The organism is Altererythrobacter ishigakiensis, assembly GCF_001663155.1.
GTDB lineage: Bacteria > Pseudomonadota > Alphaproteobacteria > Sphingomonadales > Sphingomonadaceae > Erythrobacter > Erythrobacter ishigakiensis.
Genome location: NZ_CP015963.1, coordinates 1441912 through 1466797, shown reverse-complemented (window position 1 = coordinate 1466797; position 24886 = coordinate 1441912). Strand labels below are relative to the sequence as shown.

17 protein-coding genes and 1 tRNA gene are annotated in these 24886 nt (G+C 56.1%); 8 read left to right on the top strand and 10 right to left on the bottom strand.

Annotated elements, in window-relative coordinates; all coding sequences use genetic code 11:
- The first annotated feature begins 28 nt into the window (after window positions 1–28).
- The gene (locus tag A6F69_RS06915; protein ID WP_067599082.1) at window positions 29–2338 is read left to right on the top strand and encodes an ATP-dependent helicase; all 2310 of its coding nucleotides are present in this window, start codon (window positions 29–31) and stop codon (window positions 2336–2338) included.
- Here A6F69_RS06915 and A6F69_RS06910 read toward each other — a convergent pair.
- The 3 genes from A6F69_RS06910 to A6F69_RS06900 all read right to left on the bottom strand — a co-directional run bounded on the left by A6F69_RS06910 (window position 2335) and on the right by A6F69_RS06900 (window position 5288).
- Window positions 2335–3159 carry a sterol desaturase family protein gene (locus tag A6F69_RS06910; protein WP_067599078.1) on the bottom strand — a complete coding sequence of 275 codons (825 nt, stop codon included), beginning with the start codon at window positions 3157–3159 and terminating at the stop codon, window positions 2335–2337. The two genes, A6F69_RS06915 and A6F69_RS06910, sit on opposite strands and share 4 nt — an antisense overlap.
- Window positions 3160–3214: 55 nt before the next feature.
- Entirely contained in the window at window positions 3215–4588 is a 1374-nt protein-coding gene (locus tag A6F69_RS06905; RefSeq protein ID WP_067599075.1) for a DEAD/DEAH box helicase, read from the bottom strand.
- 124 nt (window positions 4589–4712) lie between these two features.
- Window positions 4713–5288 (bottom strand): hypothetical protein, encoded by a 576-nt coding sequence (locus tag A6F69_RS06900; RefSeq protein ID WP_067599072.1) that lies wholly within the window; start codon window positions 5286–5288, stop codon window positions 4713–4715.
- Between the two features lie 165 nt (window positions 5289–5453).
- Between A6F69_RS06900 and A6F69_RS06895 the strand changes: the two genes are divergently transcribed.
- Complete coding sequence (locus A6F69_RS06895) at window positions 5454–6887, top strand: FAD-binding oxidoreductase (protein WP_067599069.1); 1434 nt, start codon at window positions 5454–5456, stop codon at window positions 6885–6887.
- A gap of 108 nt (window positions 6888–6995) precedes the next feature.
- The gene (locus A6F69_RS06890; protein WP_067599066.1) at window positions 6996–7784 is read left to right on the top strand and encodes a SapC family protein; all 789 of its coding nucleotides are present in this window, start codon (window positions 6996–6998) and stop codon (window positions 7782–7784) included.
- A gap of 200 nt (window positions 7785–7984) precedes the next feature.
- Here the strand turns inward: A6F69_RS06890 and A6F69_RS06885 are convergent, their stop codons facing one another.
- Window positions 7985–8932, bottom strand: a complete 948-nt coding sequence (locus A6F69_RS06885) for an N-formylglutamate amidohydrolase (protein ID WP_067599063.1) — start codon at window positions 8930–8932, stop codon at window positions 7985–7987.
- Window positions 8933–9081: 149 nt separating this feature from the next.
- On the opposite strand from A6F69_RS06885, the gene cpdR reads away from it, so the two are divergent.
- From cpdR to A6F69_RS06860, 5 genes are all read left to right on the top strand, one after another.
- A complete protein-coding gene (gene cpdR, locus A6F69_RS06880; RefSeq protein ID WP_067602701.1) occupies window positions 9082–9471 on the top strand; it encodes a cell cycle two-component system response regulator CpdR in 390 nt (129 codons plus the stop codon).
- 79 nt (window positions 9472–9550) lie between these two features.
- A tRNA-Val gene (locus A6F69_RS06875) sits at window positions 9551–9625 on the top strand.
- 124 nt (window positions 9626–9749) lie between these two features.
- On the top strand, window positions 9750–10970 hold the full coding sequence (locus tag A6F69_RS06870) for an NADP-dependent isocitrate dehydrogenase (protein ID WP_067599060.1): 1221 nt from the start codon (window positions 9750–9752) through the stop codon (window positions 10968–10970).
- Between the two features lie 93 nt (window positions 10971–11063).
- On the top strand, window positions 11064–12707 hold the full coding sequence (locus tag A6F69_RS06865; RefSeq protein ID WP_067599057.1) for a bifunctional GNAT family N-acetyltransferase/carbon-nitrogen hydrolase family protein: 1644 nt from the start codon (window positions 11064–11066) through the stop codon (window positions 12705–12707).
- A 49-nt stretch (window positions 12708–12756) separates the two neighbouring features.
- Window positions 12757–14520 carry a cation:proton antiporter domain-containing protein gene (locus A6F69_RS06860; RefSeq protein ID WP_067599054.1) on the top strand — a complete coding sequence of 588 codons (1764 nt, stop codon included), beginning with the start codon at window positions 12757–12759 and terminating at the stop codon, window positions 14518–14520.
- 3 nt (window positions 14521–14523) lie between these two features.
- Here A6F69_RS06860 and alaS read toward each other — a convergent pair whose 3' ends face one another.
- The 6 genes from alaS to A6F69_RS06830 all read right to left on the bottom strand — a co-directional run bounded on the left by alaS (window position 14524) and on the right by A6F69_RS06830 (window position 24876).
- Entirely contained in the window at window positions 14524–17181 is a 2658-nt protein-coding gene (gene alaS / locus A6F69_RS06855; protein WP_067599051.1) for an alanine--tRNA ligase, read from the bottom strand.
- Between the two features lie 230 nt (window positions 17182–17411).
- Window positions 17412–18470 carry a recombinase RecA gene (gene recA, locus A6F69_RS06850; protein ID WP_067599048.1) on the bottom strand — a complete coding sequence of 353 codons (1059 nt, stop codon included), beginning with the start codon at window positions 18468–18470 and terminating at the stop codon, window positions 17412–17414.
- A 152-nt stretch (window positions 18471–18622) separates the two neighbouring features.
- The gene (locus A6F69_RS06845) at window positions 18623–20215 is read right to left on the bottom strand and encodes a DUF4139 domain-containing protein (RefSeq protein WP_067599045.1); all 1593 of its coding nucleotides are present in this window, start codon (window positions 20213–20215) and stop codon (window positions 18623–18625) included.
- A 4-nt stretch (window positions 20216–20219) separates the two neighbouring features.
- Window positions 20220–21728: a DUF4139 domain-containing protein gene (locus A6F69_RS06840; RefSeq protein ID WP_067599042.1), complete on the bottom strand. Its 1509-nt coding sequence runs from the start codon at window positions 21726–21728 to the stop codon at window positions 20220–20222.
- A 95-nt stretch (window positions 21729–21823) separates the two neighbouring features.
- Entirely contained in the window at window positions 21824–24277 is a 2454-nt protein-coding gene (locus tag A6F69_RS06835; protein ID WP_067599039.1) for a response regulator, read from the bottom strand.
- Window positions 24274–24876 carry a DUF2062 domain-containing protein gene (locus A6F69_RS06830; RefSeq protein ID WP_067599036.1) on the bottom strand — a complete coding sequence of 201 codons (603 nt, stop codon included), beginning with the start codon at window positions 24874–24876 and terminating at the stop codon, window positions 24274–24276. The genes A6F69_RS06835 and A6F69_RS06830 overlap by 4 nt, the downstream gene beginning before the upstream one ends.
- Window positions 24877–24886 lie beyond the last annotated feature (10 nt).

The following is a 24886-nucleotide window of genomic DNA, read 5'->3' as shown; positions in this document are numbered from 1 at the left end:
ATCGTTCTCTACCTGTTCACATTCGCAAATGACCGATCACAGCCCCATCTCGACGGCTTCGGATAGCCCGCAAGTCCCAGCCTATGCCGCGCGATTAAATCCGCCGCAGCGCGAAGCCGTGCTGACTACGGAAGGCCCGGTATTGATGCTCGCAGGTGCCGGCACAGGCAAAACTGCTGCGCTCACTGCGCGGTTGGCCCACTTGGTTGCGACGCGCCGCGCCTGGCCCAGCCAGATCCTGTGTGTAACCTTTACCAACAAGGCTGCACGTGAAATGCGCGAGCGCGTGGCCGGCCACTTGGGGCAGGCAGTTGAAGGCATGCCGTGGCTTGGCACCTTTCATTCGATTTGCGCCAAGATGCTGCGCCGTCATGCGGAGCTGGTCAGGCTGCAACCCAATTACACAATCATCGACACAGATGACCAATTGCGCTTGCTGAAGCAGCTGATCCAACAGAACGATCTGGATGAGAAACGCTGGCCAGCGCGCCAACTTGCCGGATTGATCGACCGCTGGAAGAACCGCGGCCTTAATCCCGGTGATCTCGATGCGGTGGAAAATGAAAGCTACGCCAACGGTCGCGGGCAGCAATTCTACCAGCTTTATCAAGACCGGCTGAAAGCTTTGAACGCATGTGATTTCGGCGACCTTATGCTGCACATGCTGTATATCTTTCGCACCCACCGAGAGGTGCTGGAAGACTACCAGCAGCGCTTCAAGTATATTCTGGTCGACGAGTATCAGGATACCAACGCAGTCCAGTATCTTTGGCTGCGTCTGCTGGCACAGGCGCATAAGAACATCTGCGTTGTCGGCGATGATGACCAGTCGATCTATTCATGGCGTGGCGCCGAAGTCGCCAATATCCTGAAGTTCGAAAAGGATTTCCCGGGCGCCAAGGTAGTCAAGCTTGAACAAAACTATCGCTCGACACCCCACATTTTGGGGGCGGCATCAGGTTTGATCCGATCAAATTCCGAGCGCCATGACAAAACCCTATGGACTGAGACCAATGGCGGCGATCAGGTTCGTGTCATCGGGGTGTGGGATGCACCTGAGGAAGCGCGCCGCGTCGGCGAAGAAATCGAGCGCCTTGAGCGTGAAGGCGCGCCGCTTGACCGTGTAGCAATCCTTGTTCGTGCTCAGTACCAGACGCGCGAATTCGAAGACCGCTTCATCCAGATTGGAATAAACTACCGGATCATCGGCGGCTTTCGTTTTTACGAACGTGCTGAGGTCCGCGATGCGCTGGCCTACTTGCGGGTCATAGCGCAACCTCAGGACGATCTGGCGTTTGAACGGATCTATAACCAGCCCAAACGTGGGCTTGGCGCGAAGACACTGGAAAAGATGCACCAGCACGCGCGGCGAACTGGCCTGCCGCTTGCTGCTGCATCGCTCCAATTGGCCGACAGCGACGAGCTGCCAAAACGTGCCGCTGGAACAATCGCGGCGCTATTGGGACAATTCCTTCATTGGCGCGAACAGGCAGAGCAAGTCACGCCAGCCGATCTGTTGCGCTTTGTGCTCGATGACACAGGCTACCTAGCCATGCTCGAGAACGAGAACACGGCGGAGTCCAAGGGGCGGATCGAGAACTTGTCCGAACTCGCACGTGCTATGGAAGAGTACGAAACTCTCGGCGATTTCCTTGAGCATGTTTCGCTTGTCATGGACAATGATGCAGCTGACGATGGCGAGAAAGTCACCATCATGACGATGCACGGTGCGAAGGGCCTCGAATTCGACCACGTCTTCTTGCCCGGTTGGGAAGAGGGCGTTTTCCCCTCACAGCGATCACTCGATGAAGGGGGATTGGCGAGCCTCGAGGAGGAACGCCGCCTGGCCTATGTCGGGATCACCCGTGCCCGGCGCCACTGTACGATCCTGCATGCGGCAAACCGTCGGATCTATGGTCAATGGACCAGCAGTATTCCCAGCCGCTTCATCGAGGAACTGCCTGAAGAACATATCGATCAGGAAAACACGCTGACAGGCGGTGCATCGTTGTGGCAGGCAAACTGGTCTGAGAGCGAAGACCCGTTCGCCCATGTCGCACAAGATCGGCCAGAGCGCTCTTCGCAGCGCGGCCCGGGATGGCAACGTGCGCTTTCCACTGGCTTTCAGACCAAACAAATCCGCGTTCGGGAGAATATGCGCTCTGCGGCCAGCTTCGCTGCAAAGCCACGCAGCGATATCGCCATCGGGCAGCGCGTCTTCCATGAGAAATTCGGATATGGCACCGTTGTGGATCAGGAAGGCAACAAGCTGGAGATCAATTTCGAGCATTCGGGTACGAAACGCGTGATCGACAGCTTCGTGAATTTGGCGGATTAAATCGCTTCATTCTCAGTCAGCGACGATTGCTGAGCGCGGCCCCAATATCGACGTTCAAACGGCCGCAAAAGCTCGCCAAGAAAACCACGTGTTCCTTCGTTTATCCCCGTCTCGCAATTGAGATAGGGCCTAGGATCGACGTAGGTCCCGAACACGCGGTCCCAAAAAGTAAACGTGTTGCTGTAATTGCTCCCCATCAATTCTTCGTCGCGGATGTGATGCAAACGGTGAGCCGCAGGAGAAATCATGAACTCGCCCACGATTCCCAAGGTCCATGGCACGTCAGCATGCGTGAAGAAGCCCCACCATGTTCGCAATACACTAGCCAATACTACAATGTCGACTGGCAAGCCCAAAAGTATCGCGAATATGCCATCCAGAATAGCACTAAGCATATGCCCAAGTGGATGTTTCCTCAGCAGTGTCATCCAATGCATTTTTTCGTCGGAATGATGGGTGGCATGAATAGGCCAGAACCACCGCGTATGCTCCAACCTGTGACGCCAGTAGCCTGCAAATTCCAGCGCAGCCAATGCTACAATCAAGCTCCATAGATTGTTCGTGCCGCTCCAGAATTCAACCAAAGCCGCGTGGGTGCCCAGCCAGCCATGAACCGTATTGCTGGAAAACGCGAAGAACTGTGCAAGCAGGACCGTATTCACCAACGCCAATCCGACATTGGTCGTGAACTCGCGACGAACGCGCAAGACCGCGTCTAGAATACGCTCCCGCTTGGTAACAATCGCGAGCAGCGTGAAACACGCGGCGATGGGCCAGATATACTTGGCAAAATAGGAAAGATTATCGAGAAGAACGCTCAATTGCTGCCCCCCGTAGCACGGTAGGCCAGTCAAGCTTTGGCGACAAGCCGATTAACTAACTCACGCCAAAATCAAGGAAACCGGGCTTGGGACCATTCCATTCGCCAGCAGGGATCGGTTCATTTTCTTCATTGTGGCGACTTGAAGACGTCTTTCTCTCCGGCTTCTTTTCGGTCTTGGGCTTTCTCTCTCGCCGGGGCTTCTTCGGAGCTTCTTCAGACTGCTGGTCTGCAGTTTTGCGGGCATCGCGCGATTTGTTTTCGTCGCGCGACTTGCCACTCTTTGCCTCTGGCTCAGCCAACTCAACGCGCACATCCTTCTTGCCGAATACGGCAATCTTGCTGCCGGTCAGCTTCTCGACGTTGGCGATCGCTTCAGCGTCCTCTTTGGCCACGAAGGTGAATGCCCGGCCCTTCGCCCCTGCCCGGCCGGTTCGACCAATCCTGTGAACATAGTCATCAGGATGCCAGGGCGTATCAAAGTTGAAGACATGGCTGACGCCCTTGATGTCGAGCCCGCGTGCAGCCACGTCAGAGGCGACCAAGATGTTCATATCGCCACTCTTGAAGCGCTCAAGTTCCCTAAGGCGCGAATTCTGATCCATATCGCCGTGGATCTCTCCGCTGGCAAAGCCGTGTCGCTGCAGGCTCTTGTTAAGCTCACGCACCGTCGTCTTCTTGTTGGCGAATATGATCGCCGTCTCAACCAGATCGTGGCGCAGGAGCCAGCGTAATGTTTCACGCTTTTGCCGCGTCTCCACCGGGATCTTGAAAGCCGTGATGTCTTTGTTCGTGCTTGCCGCACGGCTCACTTCTATCCGCTTGGGATTATTCAGAAACTTCTCTGCCAGCTTCTCGATCGGCGGCGGCATAGTAGCCGAGAAAAGCATTGTCTGGCGGGTGTCCGGCAGTTTCGAACAGATGAATTCGATGTCCGGGATAAAACCCATGTCGAGCATCCGGTCAGCTTCGTCGATCACGAGCAACTCACAGCCATTGAGCAGGATTTTGCCCCGCTCAAACAAGTCCATAAGTCGGCCGGGAGTGGCGATTAGGACGTCGACGCCTTCGTCAAGCGCCTTCAGCTGGTCACCCATCTGTACGCCGCCAATCAGCAGCGCCATGGTCAGGTCATGGTTCTTGCCGTATTTCTCGAAGTTCTCGGCAACTTGCGCAGCCAGCTCGCGCGTGGGCTCAAGGATCAACGAGCGCGGCATAAGAGCACGCCTTCGACCAGCCGCCATTACGTCGATCATCGGCAACACAAAACTTGCCGTCTTACCGGTGCCAGTCTGCGCAATCCCGATAAGGTCCTTCATCATCAGGACAGCGGGTATCGCCTCCGCCTGAATATCGGTCGGCTTGGTATATCCAGCGGACTCAACCGCCTTTAGCAATTCAGGTGAAAGGCCGAGATCGGCAAATGACATATGGTATCGGTTTTCCGGATTGAGCGAAGAAGAACTTCGCAAGTTTGATGCAGTTACGAATACGCTCGTAACGAACGTCGCGCCCTTCGCCGAAAAGCCTCAAAAAGTCAAGAATTCCGCCCGATCAGCTGGTGGCGGGGATCAATTCACGCATACGACTAACTTCGCACTTTGCTCCAGCGCGCGACAGTAGCTTGTCGCGGTTGATGCAAATGTTGCCGTCTTCCTGACGCTCAACGTAAAAACCCGAATAGAAATCTCGGGCACGGCAGCTCTTTTCCAGGCGTGCGCTGATCATGCTTTGATCACGAAGGTAAAGCACAAGGCGGTTACCGCTGCCTGTCTGAACACCGGCGATGTCGTTGATCGACACACATTCTGCATTGTTACCTTCTTCATACCGGACAGGATCGCGCGTTTCCTCAATGCCCGCCATCAGATTTTGGCGTGGAGCACGGCTGCGCGGTACGATGCGCACAGTAACACGCCCCTCAATCCGCACTTGATAAGAAACATCAGGTGGCAAAACGGTATGAGAGCTGGAAGTCCGAGGGATCTTGCTAGATGGCCCGCTCATCAGCTCGACTTGGCGCGGATCAAGATTTGCCTCACCACGATCGCTACCAAAGGCAAAGTCACCCGACGTGCCAAGCGGCAGCAGAAGCGCAAGGGGCGCGAGATAGGCGAGCATGCTTTGCATGATGGCTTTAATATCGGGCGACCAGCGCCGTTATCCTGACCCCTGTCCAACTCATACCGGTGCTTATACCTGCGCGGGTTGAATAGTGGCTTAATGCGAATTTCGGGAAAAGCAAACCACCAGCAAGTGCTGGAATGAACCGACCCAGTGTGGCAATGGCGCGCCATGACCGATATTTCAGCATTCGTAGCGCGCGCCGAGGCACTGCTTGGGGAGCGTGGCTTTACCCGCGATCCCGATCTGCTTGAGCCATGGTTGACTGACTGGCGGAGGCGTTTTCATGGCAAGACCATCGGGATTGCTTCACCCAGTTCCACGCAGCTTGTTTCTGAATTTGTGAAGTTATGTTGTGAACACGAGATCCCTATCGTTCCACAAGGCGGCAATAGCGGGATGGTTGGCGGCGCTACGCCAGACGAAAGCGGGCATTCAGTGCTCTTATCGCTGCGCAGAATGGAAAACGTCCGTTCCTTCGACACCAGCGCGCGGCAGATCATCTGCGAAGCGGGTGTCATTCTCCAGAATTTGCACGATTTGGCCGCGAAGGAGCGCCTGCGCTTTCCCCTCACCCTTGGTGGCAAAGGGTCAGCGACTGTAGGCGGGCTGGTGTCGACCAATGCCGGCGGCACACAAGTGTTGCGCCACGGAACCATGCGAGCACAGGTACTTGGCATTGAAGCGGTTTTGGCGAATGGTGAAATCTTTGATGGACTGACCGCACTGAAAAAAGACAATCGCGGATTTGACCTGAAACAACTGCTGATCGGCTCCGAAGGCACACTGGGGATCGTAACAGCAGCAAACCTGCGCCTGTTGCCCGAAATCGGCGATCGCGTAGTCATCTGGGCGGGTCTGGAAAGTATCCAGCAAGCGCGACAACTGCTGCTGCATTTCGAGGCCAAAATGCCAGAAGAACTGGAAGGCTTCGAGGTTGTTCCGGATCATTGTCTGGACAGCGTCCTTGCACATTTGCCAGGTGCTCGCGCCCCACTCGCGACACGCTACCCATGGAATGCGCTGATCGAATTGGTCTCAACAGTAGATGGTGCCCAACAGTTACGTGACGCCGCCGAAACGAACCTTGCTGACGCGATCAAGCATGATTTGCTGCACGATGCAGTTATCGCTGCCAATGAGACGCAGGCAGAGGATTTCTGGACGCTGCGAGACGAGATAGCGCCTGCTGAACGCGCGCTGGGCCCCGCAATGCAGCATGACATCTCCGTACCGGTTGAGCGGATGCCCGATTTCGTCGAAGCAGCAATCCCACATGTGGAATCACAATTTCCCGGTACAAAAGGTCTCGCCTTCGGACATTTGGGCGACGGCAATGTACATTTCCATGTTCTCGCGCCGAAGGGAGCGACGGCTGGTGAATGGGAAAACACGCATGGCAAGAAGATCAGCGCCCTGATTTATGAAATGGTCACAGACTGGGGTGGCTCGATCAGTGCTGAACACGGCATTGGTCAAGTCAAACGTGATGAACTTCAAAGGCTTGGTGACCCTGTTACGCTATCGATGATGAAGTCGGTCAAACAAGCGCTTGACCCGCAAGGGATACTCAACCCTGGCAAGCTTATCCCTACCTCTACCTAGCGACGCTTGCGTACGTGTACGCTAGCGCCTAAAGCGCGCAGCGTACGGCCCGCTGGATATCCAGCGCGGCCCTTTTTTAGAGTTTGCACATTTTCTTGGAGACGTTCAATGGCAAGCGCGCCGAAGCCCAACCTGCCAATATTTTTCAATGACTTGATGCCACTTAACAGCCGCGATCACAAAGGCTGGTATTCCAAGCAGTTCAACGACGTGAGCTTTATGAGCAAGCATCACGCGATTCCGGTTACAGTGGACGAATTCATCGACGCGCAACGCCACTTTCCAATTGTATTCAGCGCAGGCGAAAATCCGGTTCCACTCGCACTGATGGGATTGAACGAAGGCGTGAACACTTTTGTCGATGACAAGGGCGTTATCACAGAGAATGTATATCTGCCGGCTTATGTCCGCCGCTACCCATTTATGCTCGCAAAATTGCAACCGAATAGCGATGAGCTATCACTTTGCTTCGATCCAAGCGCTGGTGTGATCGGCGACCATGGCGAAGGCAATGCACTTTTCGACGACAAGGATGAGCCGACCGACTACACGAAGAACGTCCTCGAATTTTGTCAGAAATTTGAGGAATCCGGTGCTCGTACAAAGGCTTTCATGGAAGAACTCAAGAAGCACGACCTCCTGATGGACGGCGAGATTGCAATCACGATGCAAGAAAATCCGGACAATCCATTTGTGTATCGTGGCTTCAAGATGGTTGATGAAAACAAGCTGCGCGAATTGAAGGGCAAAACGCTCGAAACGCTGCACGCGAATGGCATTCTCGTGCTCATTCATGCGCACCTTTATTCGCTAAACTTGATGCGCAACGTTTTCACGCGTCAATCTCAGCAAGGCAAGGTACCGAAACCTGAAGCGAATACCGAAGCCGGCGCGTAAAGCCAGGTGTCGCGGGGCTTGAAAAAGGCCCCGCCAAACCCCAGATCTCAAGAGTTCAGGTAGGGCGCCCCCCTCATAGCCCGCCTGAATATTGCTCCTGCGATTTCGTAGGCGCAATCCTCCCTGAACCTTGGCCACCTCGCGCATTCTGCGCGAGGTGGTTTTTTCTTTTCTATTCGCTGACTTACGAGCAGTAATTGCTATTCTGCCGCATTTCGGAATTCGTCGGGAGACGCCATACGGGCAGTCACTGCCCCAAGCTCACGAACCAGACCACTAAGTAACTTGGTCACGGCATTTGCTTTGGGCGACATGCCTTCTAGGCGGCTGTCCAGATATGTGGAACGGCAGACCTCCAACTGGATCGCATGTATGCCATGGCGCGGCGCAGCATGGGTATCCAGCACATATCCTCCAGCATATGGCCTGTTGTGAGCGACGGGCTGACCTTGATCGTAAAGATAGTGGTAAGCTTGGCTGACCAATCCCGCATCGCACGATGTGCCGAACCGATCGCCAATCACAAATCTGGGTACTACGCCCCGGTCCGCTGCTTGCTTCAAGGGCGGCATCGAATGGAGATCAACCAGCAGTGCACACCCCCACTCATCGCGGATCGATTCCAGCTCTCGGCTCAGTGCTGCGTGATAAGGCCGATGGACGCCTGCAATCCGTGCATTGAGCTCGTCGCGAGTAAGCTTGCCACGCCATATTTCGCCGAAGCCTGGCAGCCGCCGCGGGACTAAACCAAGCCCGCTGCGCGCGCGTCGATTAGCTAGAGAATGCCGCACCGGATGCGGCTTAGGACCTGTTATCATTTCCCAGTCTACATCATCACGCGCCCGATTGAGGTCCAGCATTGCACGCGGTGCATGCGCAACAATTAAAGTAGCGCCGGTTTGGCGAGCCAGTTCAGCTCCAATCTCGTCAATCAACCGATCTTCGAGTCTGAGGGCCGAATAATCGGGCTCGCGCATGTTAGCGAGCAGCTCTTCCGGATAACTACGCCCGCCATGCGGAACGGCAATTATGACCGGAATTGGGGGGCTTAACTGCGCTCTAAGCGTGTACGATGGCTCCGAAGTGCCGGGTATTTGCCCGCCTTCCTCAACTCGATATTCATGCGATTCGTAGTTGGACGCCGTCATCACTCCCTGCTGCCGCTTACCCGTTAACCTGTCAAAGCTGAATTTGTTAAGGAGAGCTCCCGTTCAGCAGTTCATCGGGAACTGTCCCAAAGCTGGCCAAGCGCAGGAAAGAACAAGTTTTGTTAAGTCATTCAGGCTATATGATCAGTATGAATTCGGGCTCAAAATTGCGAATCCTCCTTGCCGAGGATGAAGATGCCATGCGCACATACCTGGTGCGTGCGCTTGAGAATGCCGGCTACGAAGTGGCTGCTGTTGACCGCGGCACTTCTGCCATTCCGCTTTTGGAGAATGAGCGTTTCGATCTCTTGCTGTCGGACATTGTGATGCCGGAAATGGACGGCATCGAACTCGCGCAACGGTGCGCCGAAATCTCGCCACAAACCAAGGTCATGTTTATCACAGGTTTTGCTGCGGTATCGTTGCGTGCGAGCCGGGAGCAGCCTCATGCCAAGGTGTTGTCCAAGCCATTCCACTTGCGCGACTTGGTGCTCGAAGTCGAGCGCGCATTCGGGGAACCGCAAGAACTCAGCCTTTAGTTGGCGCGAATCGCTTGCGTCTATCGCAGACGCAGGTTAATGGCGCGCCCTGTCCGGAAGCGGACATGTTCGATGGCGTGGGCGTATAGCTCAGTGGTAGAGCACTGTGTTGACATCGCAGGGGTCGGGAGTTCAACTCTCTCTACGCCCACCATCGCAAAAGGCCCGCCGATCTCGGCGGGCTTTTTTGTTGCCCTCTCTCCGACTTGCGTGTCCGCCCTCCTCTGCTAAAGCGCGGCCAACTCTTTTTCCGACAAATTGCAGCACACAGGAACATCATGCAGAAAATTCAGGTCAAGAACCCGGTCGTCGAACTCGACGGCGATGAAATGACAAAAATCATCTGGCAGTGGATCCGCGGACGATTGATCCTGCCATATCTCGATGTTGACCTACGCTATTACGATCTTTCGATCGAGAAGCGTGACGAGACGGACGATCAGATCACCGTTGATGCTGCAAACGCGATCAAGGAACATGGCGTCGGCGTAAAATGCGCTACGATCACCCCTGACGAAGCACGCGTCGAGGAATTCGGCCTTAAGAAGATGTGGCGTTCGCCGAACGGCACAATCCGCAACATCCTGGGTGGGGTTGTATTCCGCGAGCCTATCGTGATCGATAATGTGCCGCGTTTGGTACCGGGCTGGACTGATCCGATCGTGGTCGGTCGTCACGCGTTCGGTGACCAGTACCGCGCAACTGACACGCTGATCCCTGGCGCGGGCAAACTGCGCCTGGTCTTTGAAGGTGTAGACGGCGAAAAGATAGATCTGGATGTGTTCGAGTTCGAATCTCCGGGCGTTGCGATGGCAATGTACAACCTTGATGATAGCATCCGCGATTTCGCGCGCGCTTGCATGAACTATGGTCTCGACCGCGGTTGGCCGGTTTATCTTTCCACTAAGAACACCATTCTCAAGAAGTATGACGGCCGTTTCAAAGACCTGTTCCAAGAAGTGTTCGACGAGGAGTTTGCCGACCGGTTCAAGGAAACCGGAATTCACTACGAACACCGCCTGATCGATGACATGGTTGCAGCGGCCATGAAATGGAGCGGCAAGTTTGTTTGGGCTTGTAAGAACTACGACGGCGACGTTCAGTCTGACGTCGTTGCGCAGGGCTTTGGCTCACTGGGTCTGATGACGTCCGTTTTGATGACCCCTGACGGTAAGACAGTAGAAGCAGAGGCAGCACATGGCACTGTTACGCGGCACTATCGTCAGCACCAAGAAGGAAAGGCGACAAGCACCAACCCGATCGCATCGATCTTCGCCTGGACCCGTGGCCTGATCTATCGCGGCCGTTTTGACAATACGCCTGAGGTTGTGCGCTTTGCCGAGACTCTTGAGCGCGTTTGTATCGAAACTGTCGAGAACGGTCAGATGACCAAGGATCTGGCGCTGCTGATCGGTCCTGAACAGAACTGGCTGACCACGGAACAGTTCTTTGAAGCGATCGTGACGAACCTCGAAGCTGAGATGCAGAACTGGAGCTGAGTTCGGAACCAGCACGATTGCCTATCGTAACAAAAGGGCGGGTGGTCGTACGGACCGCTCGCCCTTTGTCATTCTAAAGGGCATGGACAAGCTATGACACAATCACGCGCCAAAGCACGACTCGAAGTCAGACAGGCACAACTCGCCGATGTTCGCGCCATCGCTGACCTCGTGCGCCGCGTGTATGAGGATATGCCCGCGTACACACATGGCGAAATCCGCGGCCAGCTAAACAACTATCCGGAAGGCTGCTTTGTCGCCAAGCTGGACGGCAAGCTTGTTGGCTATTGTGCCACCATGCGTCTCAGCAAGCGTATCGCCCTATCTAGCCACAGTTGGGACGAGGTGACCGGCAATGGCTTCGGCAGCCGCCACAATCCCAAGGGCGAATGGCTTTACGGCTATGAAATGTGCGTCGATCCGAAGACCCGCGGTACGCGAATCGGCCGGCGGCTGTATGAAGAAAGGCGGGCTCTCGCTGAGCGGCTTGAATTGAGCGGGATAGTCTTCGGCGGGCGCATGCCTGGTTTCGCCCGCGCGACCCGGCGCAAAAACAACCGCGCGGATACGCCGGAGGAATATCTCGATCTGGTGCTGGAAGGCAAAGTGCATGATCCCGTGCTCCGCTTTCAGCTTGCCAACGGGTTCGAACCGCAAGGTGTGCTGCACAACTACCTGCCCGAAGACAAGCAGTCCAAGGCGAACGCAGTGCGGATGGTCTGGCGCAATCCCTATGTCGATGCTGACGTTCCCAAGAAGCACAGACTGCCACGCGATGTCGAAAGCGTGCGCATCGCCACCTGCCAGCTACAAGCGCGCGCTGTGTCTGATTTTGACGAGTTCATGAAGCAGATCGAGTATTTCGTGGACGTTGCATCGGACTATGAGAGCGATTTCATCGTGTTTCCTGAGCTTTTCACTCTGATGTTGCTGAGTGCCGAAGAGGAAGAGCTTAACCCGCAGGAATCGATCGAAGCGCTGAGCCGATATACGCCGCGCATCCGCAAAGCACTGAGCGAGATGGCTCTCAACTACAACATCAACATTATCGGCGGTTCACATCCGACGAGAATGGAAGATGGGGACATTCACAACGTCGCCTATGTCTGCCTGCGTGATGGTTCGGTCCATGCGCAAGAGAAGATCCACCCTACCCCCAACGAAGACTATTGGTGGAACATCAAAGGCGGTGACAGCATCGACGCAATCCAGACCGATTGTGGCCCGATTGGTGTATTGATCTGTTACGATAGTGAATTTCCGGAACTGGCACGCCGGCTGGTTGACGAAGGTGCGCGGATCATTTTCGTCCCGTTCTGCACAGATAGCCGACAAGGTTACATGCGCGTGCGCTATTGCGCTCAGGCACGCGCGATTGAAAACCAGTGTTACGTCGTGTTGAGCGGCAACGTCGGCAACCTGCCCAATGTTGCCAACATGGACATTCAGTATGCGCAAAGCTGCATTCTGACACCCTGCGACTTCCCCTTCGCGCGCGACGGCATAGCTGCGGAGGCAAGCGAGAACGTGGAGACTCTGACGATCAGCGATGTGAACTTGGCGGACCTCAGCTGGGCGCGTGCCGAGGGCACTGTTCAGAACCTGGCAGACCGTCGTTTCGATCTTTACCGCATCGAATGGGACAAGCGCGTTGGCCAGGTCAGCACGCCAATTGGCGAGGAACTCTCGGGACGCACGACGGCACCGGGAAGAAAACACGCACCCGGCGGTGGTTAAGGCGCAATCGGCGAGTGACATGAAACAAAGGGATGGCTAACTCTCAAACGTGGCTGGCGAACTGACCCTTTCCCCGATGTTGTCTGACGCGCTTGTCATTCTCGGCGCAGCGGGTATCGTGATTCCGGTCTTCGCCCGGTTCCGCATCACGCCAATCATCGGTTTCATTCTGATTGGACTTGCCGTCGGCCCCTACGGGCTTGGCACCCTTGTGCCGGAAATACCCTGGCTCAGGCATATAACCATTACCGAAGCCGATCATTTGACCCCCTTCGCGGATTTCGGAATCATTCTGTTGCTGTTTGCGATCGGGCTCGAGCTGTCGTTCAACCGGCTGTGGCAGCTTCGCAAACTGGTATTCGGTCTGGGCAGCCTTGAACTGCTCATTATTGGCTCGGTCGGCGCAGCCTTCTTCGCCTATGTCAGCGGCATGGGCACGACTGCCGCGCTGGCACTCGGCTTCGCGCTCGCCTTCTCGTCGACAGCGATCGTGTTACCGATATCCGGGACAAAGACCCCAGTCGGCAGAGCAGCGCTCTCCATGCTGCTGTTCGAAGACATCATGATAGTCCCGATCATTTTCATCCTGGGCGCATTGGCACCTAATGCTTCGGGCGATGGTGTTGAGGGGCTGACAACCACGCTCCTGAACGGCGGACTTGTCGTCCTGGTTTTGCTGGTGGTGGGCCGGTTTGGATTGCCACGACTGTTCAGTCAGGCTGCGCGGACAAAGAGCCCGGAATTGTTCCTGTCCGCATCTTTGCTGGTTGTCATCGGCGCTAGCCTCGCGACAGCTGCGACAGGCCTCTCGCCCATTGTTGGTGCGTTGATCGCAGGTCTACTGATCGCGGAGACCGAATACCACACAGAAGTCGAGACGATCATGGACCCCTTTAAGGGTCTGGCACTTGGTGTTTTCCTGATCACCATCGGCATGAGCATCGATCTGCGAGAAATCTGGGCCAATCTGGGAGAGATTGCGCTCGCAGTAGTTGGCGTGCTGACGTTCAAGGCTATCGTGACGGGCACCCTCTTGCGCATGATGGGCGCGCGCCGCAGCACTGCTGCAGAGACCGGCGTCTTGATGGCTAGCCCCTCTGAAACGACTCTGATTGTCCTGGCGGCGGCCACTTCCGCTTTGGTCATCGATGCTGAAACAGCGCAATTCTGGCAAATCGTGGCTGCAATCGGACTGACTGTTACGCCTTTGCTGGCCAAGTTGGGCCGAGCGATTGCCCGCCGGATCGAGCCCGTTCCCGAGCTCGGCGAAGACGAAACCGACGAACCGCGAACAATCATCATCGGGGCCGGCCGTGTTGGACGGCTTGTTGCAGACATGCTGCAGGCTCATGACAAGCCCTATGTCGCAATAGATTCCGATCCTGACCTGATTGAGCGGGCTGCCCGTGATGGGTATCGTGCGATCTTCGGCGACGCAGTAAGGGGCGATGCTTTATCGCGCCTCGGGATTGAAACAGCGCCCGCCATTGTGCTCACGATGGACGAACCGGTGCTTGCGCAACGACTGGTGTCGAAACTTCGCAAGGAGCATCCCGATCTGCTGATTGTTGCGCGCGCGCGCGATCCCGAGCACGCGGCAATTCTCTATCGTGCAGGCGCGAGCCACGCCGTGCCTGAAACACTCGAAGCCACATTGCAGCTGTCAGAGGCGGTTCTGGTGGATATCGGCGTCGCGATGGGACCGGTTATCGCGTCGATTCACGAGAAGAGGGACGAATTTCGTGAGCAGCTTGAGCGCGATGGCCAACTTGGCCACCGCCCCAAATTGCGCACTTCAAGCAGCGAGGCCTAAGCCTTAACCCGCGATAATGGCACGAACCGCCGCGATCGCATCATCGGCTTTGTTTCCATCAGGTCCGCCGCCTTGCGCCATGTCAGGGCGGCCACCACCGCCCTTTCCGCCCAGCGTCTCAACACCGACGCGAACGAGGTCCACCGCGCTGAAACGGTCCGTCAGGTCGTCCGTTACAGCCACAGCGAACGCAGCCTTACCGTCATTGATTGCGACTGCCGCAGCAATGCCGGACTCCAAGCGCTTCTTGGCGTCATCAAGCAGAGGCCGAAGTTCCTTGGGGTTGAGGCCTTCGAGCACCTGACCGCTGAATCTGAGTCCGCCGATATCTTCATCCGCTGACTGAGTTGGGCCAGAGGTTCCACCACCTGCAAGTGCCAAGGCCTTCTTTGCGTCGGCCAGCTCTTTCTCCAGCGCCTTGCGCTCTGCCAGCAAAGCTGCAACCCGTGCCGGTACCTCTTCAGGTGTCGCGCGGATTTCACCGGCGGCGGTCTTCAACGCTTCCTCGCGTGTCACCAACCACTCGCGAGCGGCCTCTCCGGTTAATGCTTCGATGCGGCGAACCCCCGAACTGACTGCGCCCTCGGAGACGATGCGGAAGACGCCGATATCGCCGGTCGCCTTGACGTGTGTGCCGCCGCACAGTTCGACTGAGTAGTTGCGCCCGCCATCGCCCGCGCGCCCCATACTAAGGACACGGACCTCGTCGCCGTATTTTTCTCCGAAGAGCGCCAACGCGCCCGCATCAACGGCGTCCTCTGGGCTCATCAATCGAGTGGAAACCGGTTCGTTTGCACGGATTTCGGCATTCACTTCGGCTTCAATTTCAGCAATTTCTTCCGGCGTAAGCGGCTTGAGATGCGAGAAGTCAAAGCGCAGCTTATCATCAGCAACAAGTGACCCCTTCTGTGTCACGTGATCGCCCAGCGTGTTGCGCAATGCCGCGTGTACAAGATGCGTCGCGGAGTGATTAGCACGAATACGGTCTCGTCGCTCGACATCGACCTCGAGATGAACTGTATCACCAACCGCAATCGAGCCAGCTTTCAGCTTGGCATGGTGCGCGTGCAAGCGGCCGAGCGGCTTCGAAGTGTCACTCACCTCCGCGTTCAGCCCCTCAGTCGTGCTTATCGTGCCAACGTCTCCGGTCTGGCCACCGCTCTCACCGTAGAAGGGGGTCTGATTGGTGAGGATCACAATCTCCTCACCGCTTGTTGCGGACTGGACCTCTTCACCATCCCTTACCAGCGCGACAACTGTGCCTTCACCGCTCGTCGACGAGTAGCCCGTGAACTCAGTGGCGCCTTCACGTTCGGCGATGTCAAACCAGACTTCGCTATCGGCGGCCTGGCCGGAGCCCTTCCATGCTGCGCGTGCGGCTGCCTTTTGCTGCTCCATTGCCGCGTCAAATCCGGCGCGGTCAACGCCCAACCCACGCGACCGGAGCGCATCTTCGGTCAGATCATAAGGGAAGCCATATGTATCATAGAGCCTGAACGCAGTTTCCCCGTCCAGTTCGCCGCCCTCAGCCATCTCGGCAGTCGCTTCGTCCAGCAACCGCAGACCCTTTTCCAGCGTCCTGCGGAACTGGGTCTCCTCACGCTCAAGCACTTCCTCGATCAAAGCCTGGCCGCGTACCAATTCAGGGTATGCCTGGCCCATCTCCGCAACCAGTGCCGGCACCAAGCGATGCATCAACGGTTCGCTCGCGCCCAACAAATGCGCGTGGCGCATCGCCCGGCGCATGATCCGCCGCAAGACATACCCACGGCCTTCATTGGAAGGCAGAACGCCATCGGCCATCAGAAAGCTGGTCGAGCGCAGATGATCCGCAATCACGCGATGGCTCGCAGTCTGGTCACCTTCGGCCTTTACACCGGTCAGTGACTCTGATGCACCGATCAACGCCTTGAATGTGTCCGTATCGTAGTTGTCATGCACGCCTTGCATGACCGCCGCGATGCGCTCCAGTCCCATGCCTGTATCGATCGATGGCTTCGGCAAATCGCTGCGCGAGCCATCGGCAGACTGGTCAAACTGCATGAAGACCAGATTCCAGATTTCAACGAACCGGTCTCCATCTTCGTCGGGGCTGCCTGGAGGCCCGCCAAAGATGTGCTCGCCATGGTCGTAGAAGATTTCAGAACAAGGTCCACATGGTCCCGTGTCACCCATCGACCAGAAGTTATCGTTGGTGGGAATACGGATGATGCGATCCTCTGGCAGTCCGGAAATCTTGCGCCAAAGGTCGTAAGCCTCATCATCCGTGTGATAGACCGTCGCTGTCAGCTTGTCCGGAGACAGTCCCCACTCTTTCGTCAGAAGCGTCCAAGCATGAAGTATCGCTTGTTCCTTGAAATAGTCGCCAAACGAAAAATTACCGAGCATTTCAAAGAACGTGTGGTGCCGTGCGGTGTAACCGACATTGTCCAAGTCGTTGTGTTTGCCCCCGGCGCGCACGCACTTTTGCGAGCTGGTCGCCCGCGGCGCAGGGGGCGTTTCCAAACCTGTGAACGCGTTCTTGAAAGGTACCATACCTGCGTTGACGAACATCAACGTTGGATCATTGTACGGCACAAGCGGTGCGCTTGCGACTTCAGCGTGATCGGAAGCAGTAAAATACTCTAAGAACGAGCGGCGAATATCATTGGTCGACGTCATGCAAGCGCAGTTAGGGCCTAAGCGTCAAAGCGACAAGACGGATTAATGATCAACTGAAATCGTTTGCCCCGTTCAATAGCCATGATCCTGAAGATCCTTCGATCAAAGGGTGAGCTCAAACGGAAAAGCCGGTGCCGCTTCTCGGGGGGTGAGAAGATGGCACCGGCTTTCCGGTTTACCGGGCACACTGGTGGGACGTCCGGTCCCGCGCGCCCGCTTGAGGATATGTGTCAGGCCTCCGCGTCAGGCCCTGCCATCATTTCCTCGGCGACTTCATCGGTGCGGCCGCGAATAGCAGCTTCCAACTTGTCGCAAATCTCAGGGTTCTCTTTCAGGTAAGTCTTGGCGTTCTCGCGACCCTGCCCGATACGAATGCTGTCATAGGAGAACCAGCTACCTGACTTCTCAACAATGCCAGCCTTCACACCGAGGTCGAGAATTTCGCCAATCTTGGAGATACCTTCGCCATACATGATGTCGAATTCGACTTGCTTGAAGGGCGGGGCCACCTTGTTCTTGACCACCTTAACTCGGGTCGAGTTTCCGACCACCTCGTCGCGATCCTTGATCTGACCAGTGCGGCGGATGTCCAGGCGAACCGAAGCATAAAACTTAAGTGCATTACCACCAGTAGTGGTCTCAGGGTTACCGTACATTACGCCGATCTTCATGCGCAGCTGGTTGATAAAGATCACCATGCACTTTGAACGATTGATCGAGCCGGTCAGCTTACGCAGCGATTGCGACATCAAGCGAGCTTGCAAGCCAACGTGGCTATCACCCATCTCACCTTCGATCTCGGCACGCGGCACCAGTGCAGCGACAGAGTCCACGACCAGCACATCGATCGCATTCGAGCGCACCAGCGTGTCCGTAATCTCTAGTGCCTGTTCGCCGGTATCCGGCTGAGACACGATCAGTTCGTCGATGTCGACGCCAAGCGCCTTGGCATATACCGGATCAAGCGCATGCTCCGCATCGACAAAAGCCGCCGTGCCACCATTCTTCTGCGCTTCTGCAATCACGTGCAGCGCAAGTGTGGTCTTGCCTGAGCTTTCCGGGCCGTACACTTCAATCACGCGGCCTTTCGGCAGACCACCAATCCCAAGAGCAATGTCCAGGCCCAGCGAACCAGTCGAAATCGATTCGACATTCATCGCTTCCTTAGAACCCAATTTCATAGCCGAGCCCTTGCCGAAGGCCCGGTCAATCTGTGCAAGCGCGGCGTCAAGCGCCTTCTGACGATCCACGGATGACTCCTTTTCAACCAGTTTCAGATTTGTAGCCATCGCATGACCTCCCTTGCTTGCCTAGGGGCTAGAATCGGTTATCGACTGCCCTGTTGGAAACAGGATGTATCTGATTTGTTCTATAAGAACAAGTAGGGAACGTAGATTTTTTTGACAGGCCTTTTAGGGCAGAAAATCAGATACTTATTAGTTCAGGTGTAACGAACCCAGAACGTGATCTCCCGTTCTTCGCCTGGCTTCATTCGCGTTTCTATCACATGGGCGCCATTTCGAAGTTTTAATCCCTTAACGCGCTGCACTTCGACATTGTCGGTAGAACCGATCTCAAGCCTAAGTCGCGCGGATTGTGAACTGGCGTTGGTTATCGCCGTACGCATCTCTCGCCATTCTGATTGCCCTTCCCTTGCCGATCTGGTCTTCCCGGTCGCCGTACATTTGTAAAAGAGGTTCGTGCTTTGCGTCAGCTGGATCTCGACCTCTTGACCGACCGGATAATCGCGGATGTCATCTTCGCCGACCAGAAGTTCGCCTGCGGATGAGGGTTCAAACACGGTAACCCCGCCGCGCGGCAATGAGACCCCTAGACCGTGCTCTTCATCGTTCTCCGTGATGAACATTAAGCGAGCAGGTTCAAACGATCCTTCATTACGACTGTCCCAGTAGGCGCATGCCGCCTCATAGATCATTTCGCCGCGCACTCTGTCCTTTTTCAGGAAGGCAACCTGCTTGAGCCCCTTGGCACGAACTGTAATCGGCTCCGGAACGCGAAAGAGCTTAAGGTCTCCGAGGTTTTCCTCTCCGGCCAGAACCGCGACCGGTGCGGCCGCATCAAACATCTCAGAACGTACGCGCGCACCCGTAACCACGATGGTTTCATTCATCATCGGCGATGGCGGCGGAGGAGGCGGCAGGTTGGGATAGACATCGGGAACACTTCCTGCAGCAGTATTTCCCCTTGGCCAGCATGTCAGGCGGAGAGGCTCTCCTCGAGGCGGCTGTGCCAGTTCCTCAAAGTCACTCTCGACATTGAGTTTACCTGCCACCACCATAAGCTCCGCGTTCTGAAAGCTCTGGGCATTATCGTTCACCAGCGTCAACCAGCTGAGCATGCTTGCATTTTGCTTGCTGCGACGCCCGGGTTTTTCCAGCCTCGTGACATAGTGCGCTTGCCAATCGAAGCCCCAAGACAGGTAAGTCAACGTCACTTGGTAAGTACCGCCGGTTTCATCATGTGTGTCGATGGAGAACACTGGCTGTGCGGACAGACCATCAGGGATAGAGTCGAAATTCACCCGTTCAGGCAACCCTGAACACCGCACCGCCTCGTAACCCAGCGAAGTCTGAAGGACGATCCCACCATCTGCTCGGGTGCGGACAATTGCTTGCTCGCTCTCCTCTTGCCCGGTTGCGGGATTGGTTCGCGTGATAGTGACACGATTTCCCAAAGTCCCATCGACAAGCGCCGCTGGCGAAAGCAGATCGGCGTTGCGGTTCTTCTCGATCGTTCCGCCTGGCAGACCTGAAACAATCGCAGAAACCGCGATCATCCCCTCGGCTACACCTTCAAACCGAATTGTGGAGTCGCCTGCAGGCAAAGTGACCGAGCGCGTTTCACTGATCATCGCAAAACCGCGCGGGTCATTGCGGTCAAAGTCGCCGTAGGGGTCACGATAGATCGTGACTGCGACATCGCTTGGCTGTGACGCCTGAACCAGATCACGCGCAGCCAGCGGCGAACTGGCAAGAGCCAGCGCCAGACCGACGAAGGCGCGAACCGCACTCATTGTATCAATACGCCGTAGCGTAAGTAACGCGGACTTCACGCTCTCCGTTTGCGGGTACGGAGATTACATATTTGCGCTTGTCGGCATTAAGCTGCTCACCCTGAACATCCTCGCTGATCACGCGGAAATCGCGGCGCCACCAGCCCCAATCCAGGCCCGCCTGGACCAATTCAACTTCCACCGGCGTGGGCTTCGCATTGGTAAGCGTGTAACGCATTGTCGTGCGCCAATATTGGCGGGCGTATTGTACCGTCCCTTCTCGTGCGATTTCACCGTCTTCAATCACTTGCCAGCGCTTGTAGGTGTCGTACTCGCTCGACGAGATTCGCTCGCGCTTTTCGACTTCGGATTTGACCATTATGTCAAATGCGTCACCGGTGCGCAAAGTCAGTTCACTACCCATGGGAGTATGGCTGACCGAGCTTTCTCCTATGAATTGAGGACTGCCTTCCCGGTCCCGCTGATAGAAGCGCACTGTGCCGGCCGGCAGCGCATCGCCCAATCCACCTTCACTCGATGAACTGAATGATATCTGGCTGCTGACATTTTGCGGCTCATCGAAGTTCGCCAACCAGCCAACGGTATGGCCGTAGACCTTGCGGGCTGGCACACCCTGCACATCCAGAAGACTCACTTGCTTGGTTTGAGCGTTGGCGATCGTGGTCCGCCCGCTGATCGGATAAAGATAATAGTCACCGACTTGCTCGCGATTGGCACTTTCGATGCCAGGACGAATGGCGGGAGCGCCGCGCGAAGTCTGGCCGCGCGGATAGTTGCTATACTGGCGCTGAGCCGAACCGGGATTGCCCGCAACCAGCAATGTGTCCGCATTGTGAAAGGTTGTCCCGGTATTGTTGGTCAGGGTAACCCAACCCTGCATGTCGATAGTACCGCGAGCTTCGTCAAACAGCGCGACATAGTCGGCCCCCCACCCCAGCCCCGAAGTCAAATACCGGATAGAAGCGGGTCGCGTGCCTGCACGGTCGCTTTGCACGTTGACTGACAGAGTGGGGCGCGCGCGCAGATTGGGCGGAACGCGATCGAATACAACGCGCACAGGCAGACCGTCATCCCGAAGAACTTCGATCCTGTCGCCGATCTGGACAACAACGCCACCGGCAGTCGAAAGCACCTTTGCGCGCTCCCGGGTTTCGAGCCCTGTCGCGGGGTTTGTCCGTATCAGCGTGACGGTCTGTCCGATGGACTTCTCCATCATTTTTTGCGGTGTCAGCAGATCGAAATCGAAGTTCTGCTCAACAATGGCCGCGCCGTTGGCAGCAAAGCTCAGGGTTTCAGGGCGAATACGGGCAGAGACATCGGGAAACTCGATCCGGCTTCGGCCAGCGTTGATCGCAATTTGGCGAATGTCCTGAACCAGCGCCACATCGTTGTTATAGATTGTGACGGAGACATCTCCTTGCGCGCTGCTGTCATCCTGCGACAGAACAGCACTACTCGACAACAGCATTGCGGTTGCCAAAGCTGCACGCCCGCGGTTCTTCAATATATGCATGTCGTAGTGACCTCCTAAACCGGAATAGGAGACATGCTACACCACTGTTATGTGAACGAAAGCTGGCCGAACCCTAATAGCTTCCCAGAGGGTATCTACTTTCGAGCGAGACCTCGCATGACATCTGCAACCTTGTCGCCGATCTGCTGCACACTGAATGGTTTGGGCAGGAAGTACATTTTTGGAATGTCGATATCCTTGCGCAATTGTTCTTCGGCATAGCCAGACATGAACAATACCGGCAGGTCAGGATGAAGCTCGCGGATAGCGCGCGCCATGGCGGGTCCATCCATACCGGGCATAACAACGTCGCTGACTACAAGATCAAACTCCCCGCCGCTGGCTATGGCCGAGAGCCCCTCTTCGCCATCGCTGCAGGTTGTGACGTCATAGCCGGCCCGGGTGAGTGCCCGTTCGGCCACTGCACGCACCATGTCTTCATCTTCCACCAGCAGCAATCGACCGCCGCCGGACCATTCGCTCGATTGCTCTTCGATTGGATCTTCGACGGCCGCAGGGACAGATCCCTCATGAACGGGCAAATACATGGTGAAACGCGCGCCAACTACGCGCCCGCCCGAACCTTTCACATTGTCCGCGAAAAGGAAGCCGCCGGATTGCTTCACAATACCATAGGCCGTCGACAGTCCTAACCCTGTACCCTTGCCCTGCTCCTTGGTTGTGAAGAATGGTTCGAACAGTTTAGGCATTACCGCTTCGGGAATACCGCCGCCTGTGTCTTCCAGAACCAGCACAGTATAATCTGCTGCGGGCAGAATCTCAGAGCCCATCTGCTCGACCTCGCGCATGTTCACGCGACGCGTGGTGAGCGATATTTTGCCGGTTCCGCCACGGTGCATATTGATTGCGTCGCGCGCGTTTACAGCAAGGTTCATGATCACTTGTTCAAGCTGTTGCGGGTCAGCCCGTACCGCCCCAAGATCGCGGTCATGATTGATACTGTATTCGATCTTTTCACCAAGAAGCCGTGTGATCAGCGGACCAACTTCACTCACTACATCAGGCAATTGCAGAATTTCAGGCCGCAAGGTTTGCTGGCGTGAGAATGCAAGCAATTGCCTTGTCAAAGAGGCTGCCCGGTTTGAGTTCTGCAGAATCTGCTGGATATCGTCGTAATCGCTGTCCCCGGGCGTATGACGCAACAACATCAGGTCGCACGTCCCGATGATCGCAGTCAGCACATTGTTGAAATCGTGCGCAACACCGCCCGCCAACTGACCAACAGCCTGCATCTTGGTGGCTTGTGCGACTTGCCGTTTAAGCTGTGTCTCCTGACTGGAGTCGGTCAGGCTTAACAGAACCGAGGCATCACCCATGCCCCGCACTCCTGCAAGTCCAAGCGAGATGGTTTCGTCCGGCTCATTCGCCAGGCGAATTGCCATATTGCCGCTGGTCGATGGGCCTCGCCCGTGGCGACGAACCGCGTCGGACAGCGCGGCTTTATCATCCCGCACCACTAGATCAGTCGGGAATGAAGGCAGCCCCTGCTCTTCACGATTAACTGCCCGCAAAAAGGCGCCATTCGAAAACAGGAAGCGCCCGTCGCGATCGGTCATCGCCAATCCCAGCGGAAGCTGACCCAATAGACCTTCGAGCTGAGCCGTGCCTGTAGATGAATTCTCCCATCCGCCGCCAATACCGACACCTGCGTCTATCAGTAGCATCAAGGAAGGCGACTCATCCGGGCCTGTCGTGGATGACATATTCGGATCATCTAGCGGAACGTGAATCAGCGTTTGCGGTGTACCGCTTCGCCCTTCTCTTGTGAAAAATATCCGGTCTCGGTCATCCGACCTCAGAAATGAGACGAAGTCCTGACCGGCCAATGTCGAATTCGCGTCTCCCGTGGCACGTTCGGCGAACCCGGAACTCACACTCTTGATCGTCCCGTCAGGCGCAGTGATCGCAGTCTCAATTCCCGCCTTGGAGAGCATCGTCCCGAATGCGCCTGTGACATCGTAGCTCACCAGCGGATCGGCGATCTCTGGCTCAATCTTGCGAAACCGCCATATCAGGTGATCATCACCGCGACCTGCTCGTTCTGCCTCCGCGCGCCATCTTGTCTCCGTTTCCACACTTTCGAGCTTGTCCGAACGCGCTGAACCATCCCGCCAGGCATGACGAATCATACGCAAAAGCTCTTCCTGACTGGCCCGATTCAAAGCGATGTTCGGTGGCGCCGCGTCCAGACCGAACCATTCTATAAAACTCGAATTGGCACAGGTTAGACGGTTCGCCCGGTCCGTAATCGCAACTGCCGCTCCTGGCACTTCAATTGCTGCGACAGTGACCGACCAATCGGGCATGCCGACTACTTCTGACTCAGGTGCGGCTTGCATCCTTTGGAAAGCCAGCGCACCTGCGAGCAGAATTGCAATTCCTAACGAGTAGGCAAGTACCAATAGCAATTCACCTGTGGCGATCCAAAGCACGCCAGCACTTGCAACCAAAGCAAGCGCCAAACTGACGAACAGCCGCAAGTGAGTTCTGCTTCCCGTTGTTTCGATTGTGCCGCCAAATGGCGTCATCCCTGATGCGCTCCCAACCGCTCATCCAGCCGAGCTTCCATACGGCGCAATTGCCTTGATCGCCGACGAAAGACCATGAAACGCCATACAATGCTCGACAACAGATAACCGACTGCAGCGCTTACAACAGCAAGGACAATAAAGCCGAGCACTGTCACAAGCACTGTCACGCCGACGCCTTCGAACATTTCGATCAGCCAGGACCAACGGCCGCTTTCGATCTCGGATCGCGCCGCGCCGCCTGTCGCAGCGCTGTCGATCTTGAGAATAAATGCGCCCAGCCGGTTTGCTACAACAGCCCAAAACGGAAAAGTGAACGGGTTAGTCACGAATGTCACAAGCGCGGAAAGCGGAACATTGGCACGTGCAGGAAGAGCGAGGAAAGCCGCCAGAAAGATTTGGCCGACCGGAATGATAAATCCAGCAAAAAGGCCCAGCGCCACGCCTCTTGGAACGGACCTGCGTGTAAAACGCCAAAGCTCTGGCGACAAAAACCTGTGTGCGATTGGCGCCAGATATCGATTGCGCGCCATTTCTTCCCGTTTGGGAAAATAGCCGCGCAGTTTGTCCGCTAACCAGGTCTTTGATCGTTTCGCCATTTCAGTTCCG

Coding starts and splice junctions, on each gene's coding strand:
- A6F69_RS06865 (WP_067599057.1), top strand. CDS start 11,064: ATGACACAATCACGCGCCAAAGCACGACTCGAAGTCAGACAGGCACAA.
- recA (WP_067599048.1), bottom strand. CDS start 18,470: ATGGCTACAAATCTGAAACTGGTTGAAAAGGAGTCATCCGTGGATCGT.
- A6F69_RS06900 (WP_067599072.1), bottom strand. CDS start 5,288: ATGCAAAGCATGCTCGCCTATCTCGCGCCCCTTGCGCTTCTGCTGCCG.
- A6F69_RS06885 (WP_067599063.1), bottom strand. CDS start 8,932: ATGACGGCGTCCAACTACGAATCGCATGAATATCGAGTTGAGGAAGGC.
- A6F69_RS06895 (WP_067599069.1), top strand. CDS start 5,454: ATGACCGATATTTCAGCATTCGTAGCGCGCGCCGAGGCACTGCTTGGG.
- cpdR (WP_067602701.1), top strand. CDS start 9,082: ATGAATTCGGGCTCAAAATTGCGAATCCTCCTTGCCGAGGATGAAGAT.
- A6F69_RS06870 (WP_067599060.1), top strand. CDS start 9,750: ATGCAGAAAATTCAGGTCAAGAACCCGGTCGTCGAACTCGACGGCGAT.
- alaS (WP_067599051.1), bottom strand. CDS start 17,181: ATGACGTCGACCAATGATATTCGCCGCTCGTTCTTAGAGTATTTTACT.
- A6F69_RS06905 (WP_067599075.1), bottom strand. CDS start 4,588: ATGTCATTTGCCGATCTCGGCCTTTCACCTGAATTGCTAAAGGCGGTT.
- A6F69_RS06890 (WP_067599066.1), top strand. CDS start 6,996: ATGGCAAGCGCGCCGAAGCCCAACCTGCCAATATTTTTCAATGACTTG.
- A6F69_RS06915 (WP_067599082.1), top strand. CDS start 29: ATGACCGATCACAGCCCCATCTCGACGGCTTCGGATAGCCCGCAAGTC.
- A6F69_RS06830 (WP_067599036.1), bottom strand. CDS start 24,876: ATGGCGAAACGATCAAAGACCTGGTTAGCGGACAAACTGCGCGGCTAT.
- A6F69_RS06840 (WP_067599042.1), bottom strand. CDS start 21,728: ATGCATATATTGAAGAACCGCGGGCGTGCAGCTTTGGCAACCGCAATG.
- A6F69_RS06835 (WP_067599039.1), bottom strand. CDS start 24,277: ATGACGCCATTTGGCGGCACAATCGAAACAACGGGAAGCAGAACTCAC.
- A6F69_RS06845 (WP_067599045.1), bottom strand. CDS start 20,215: ATGAGTGCGGTTCGCGCCTTCGTCGGTCTGGCGCTGGCTCTTGCCAGT.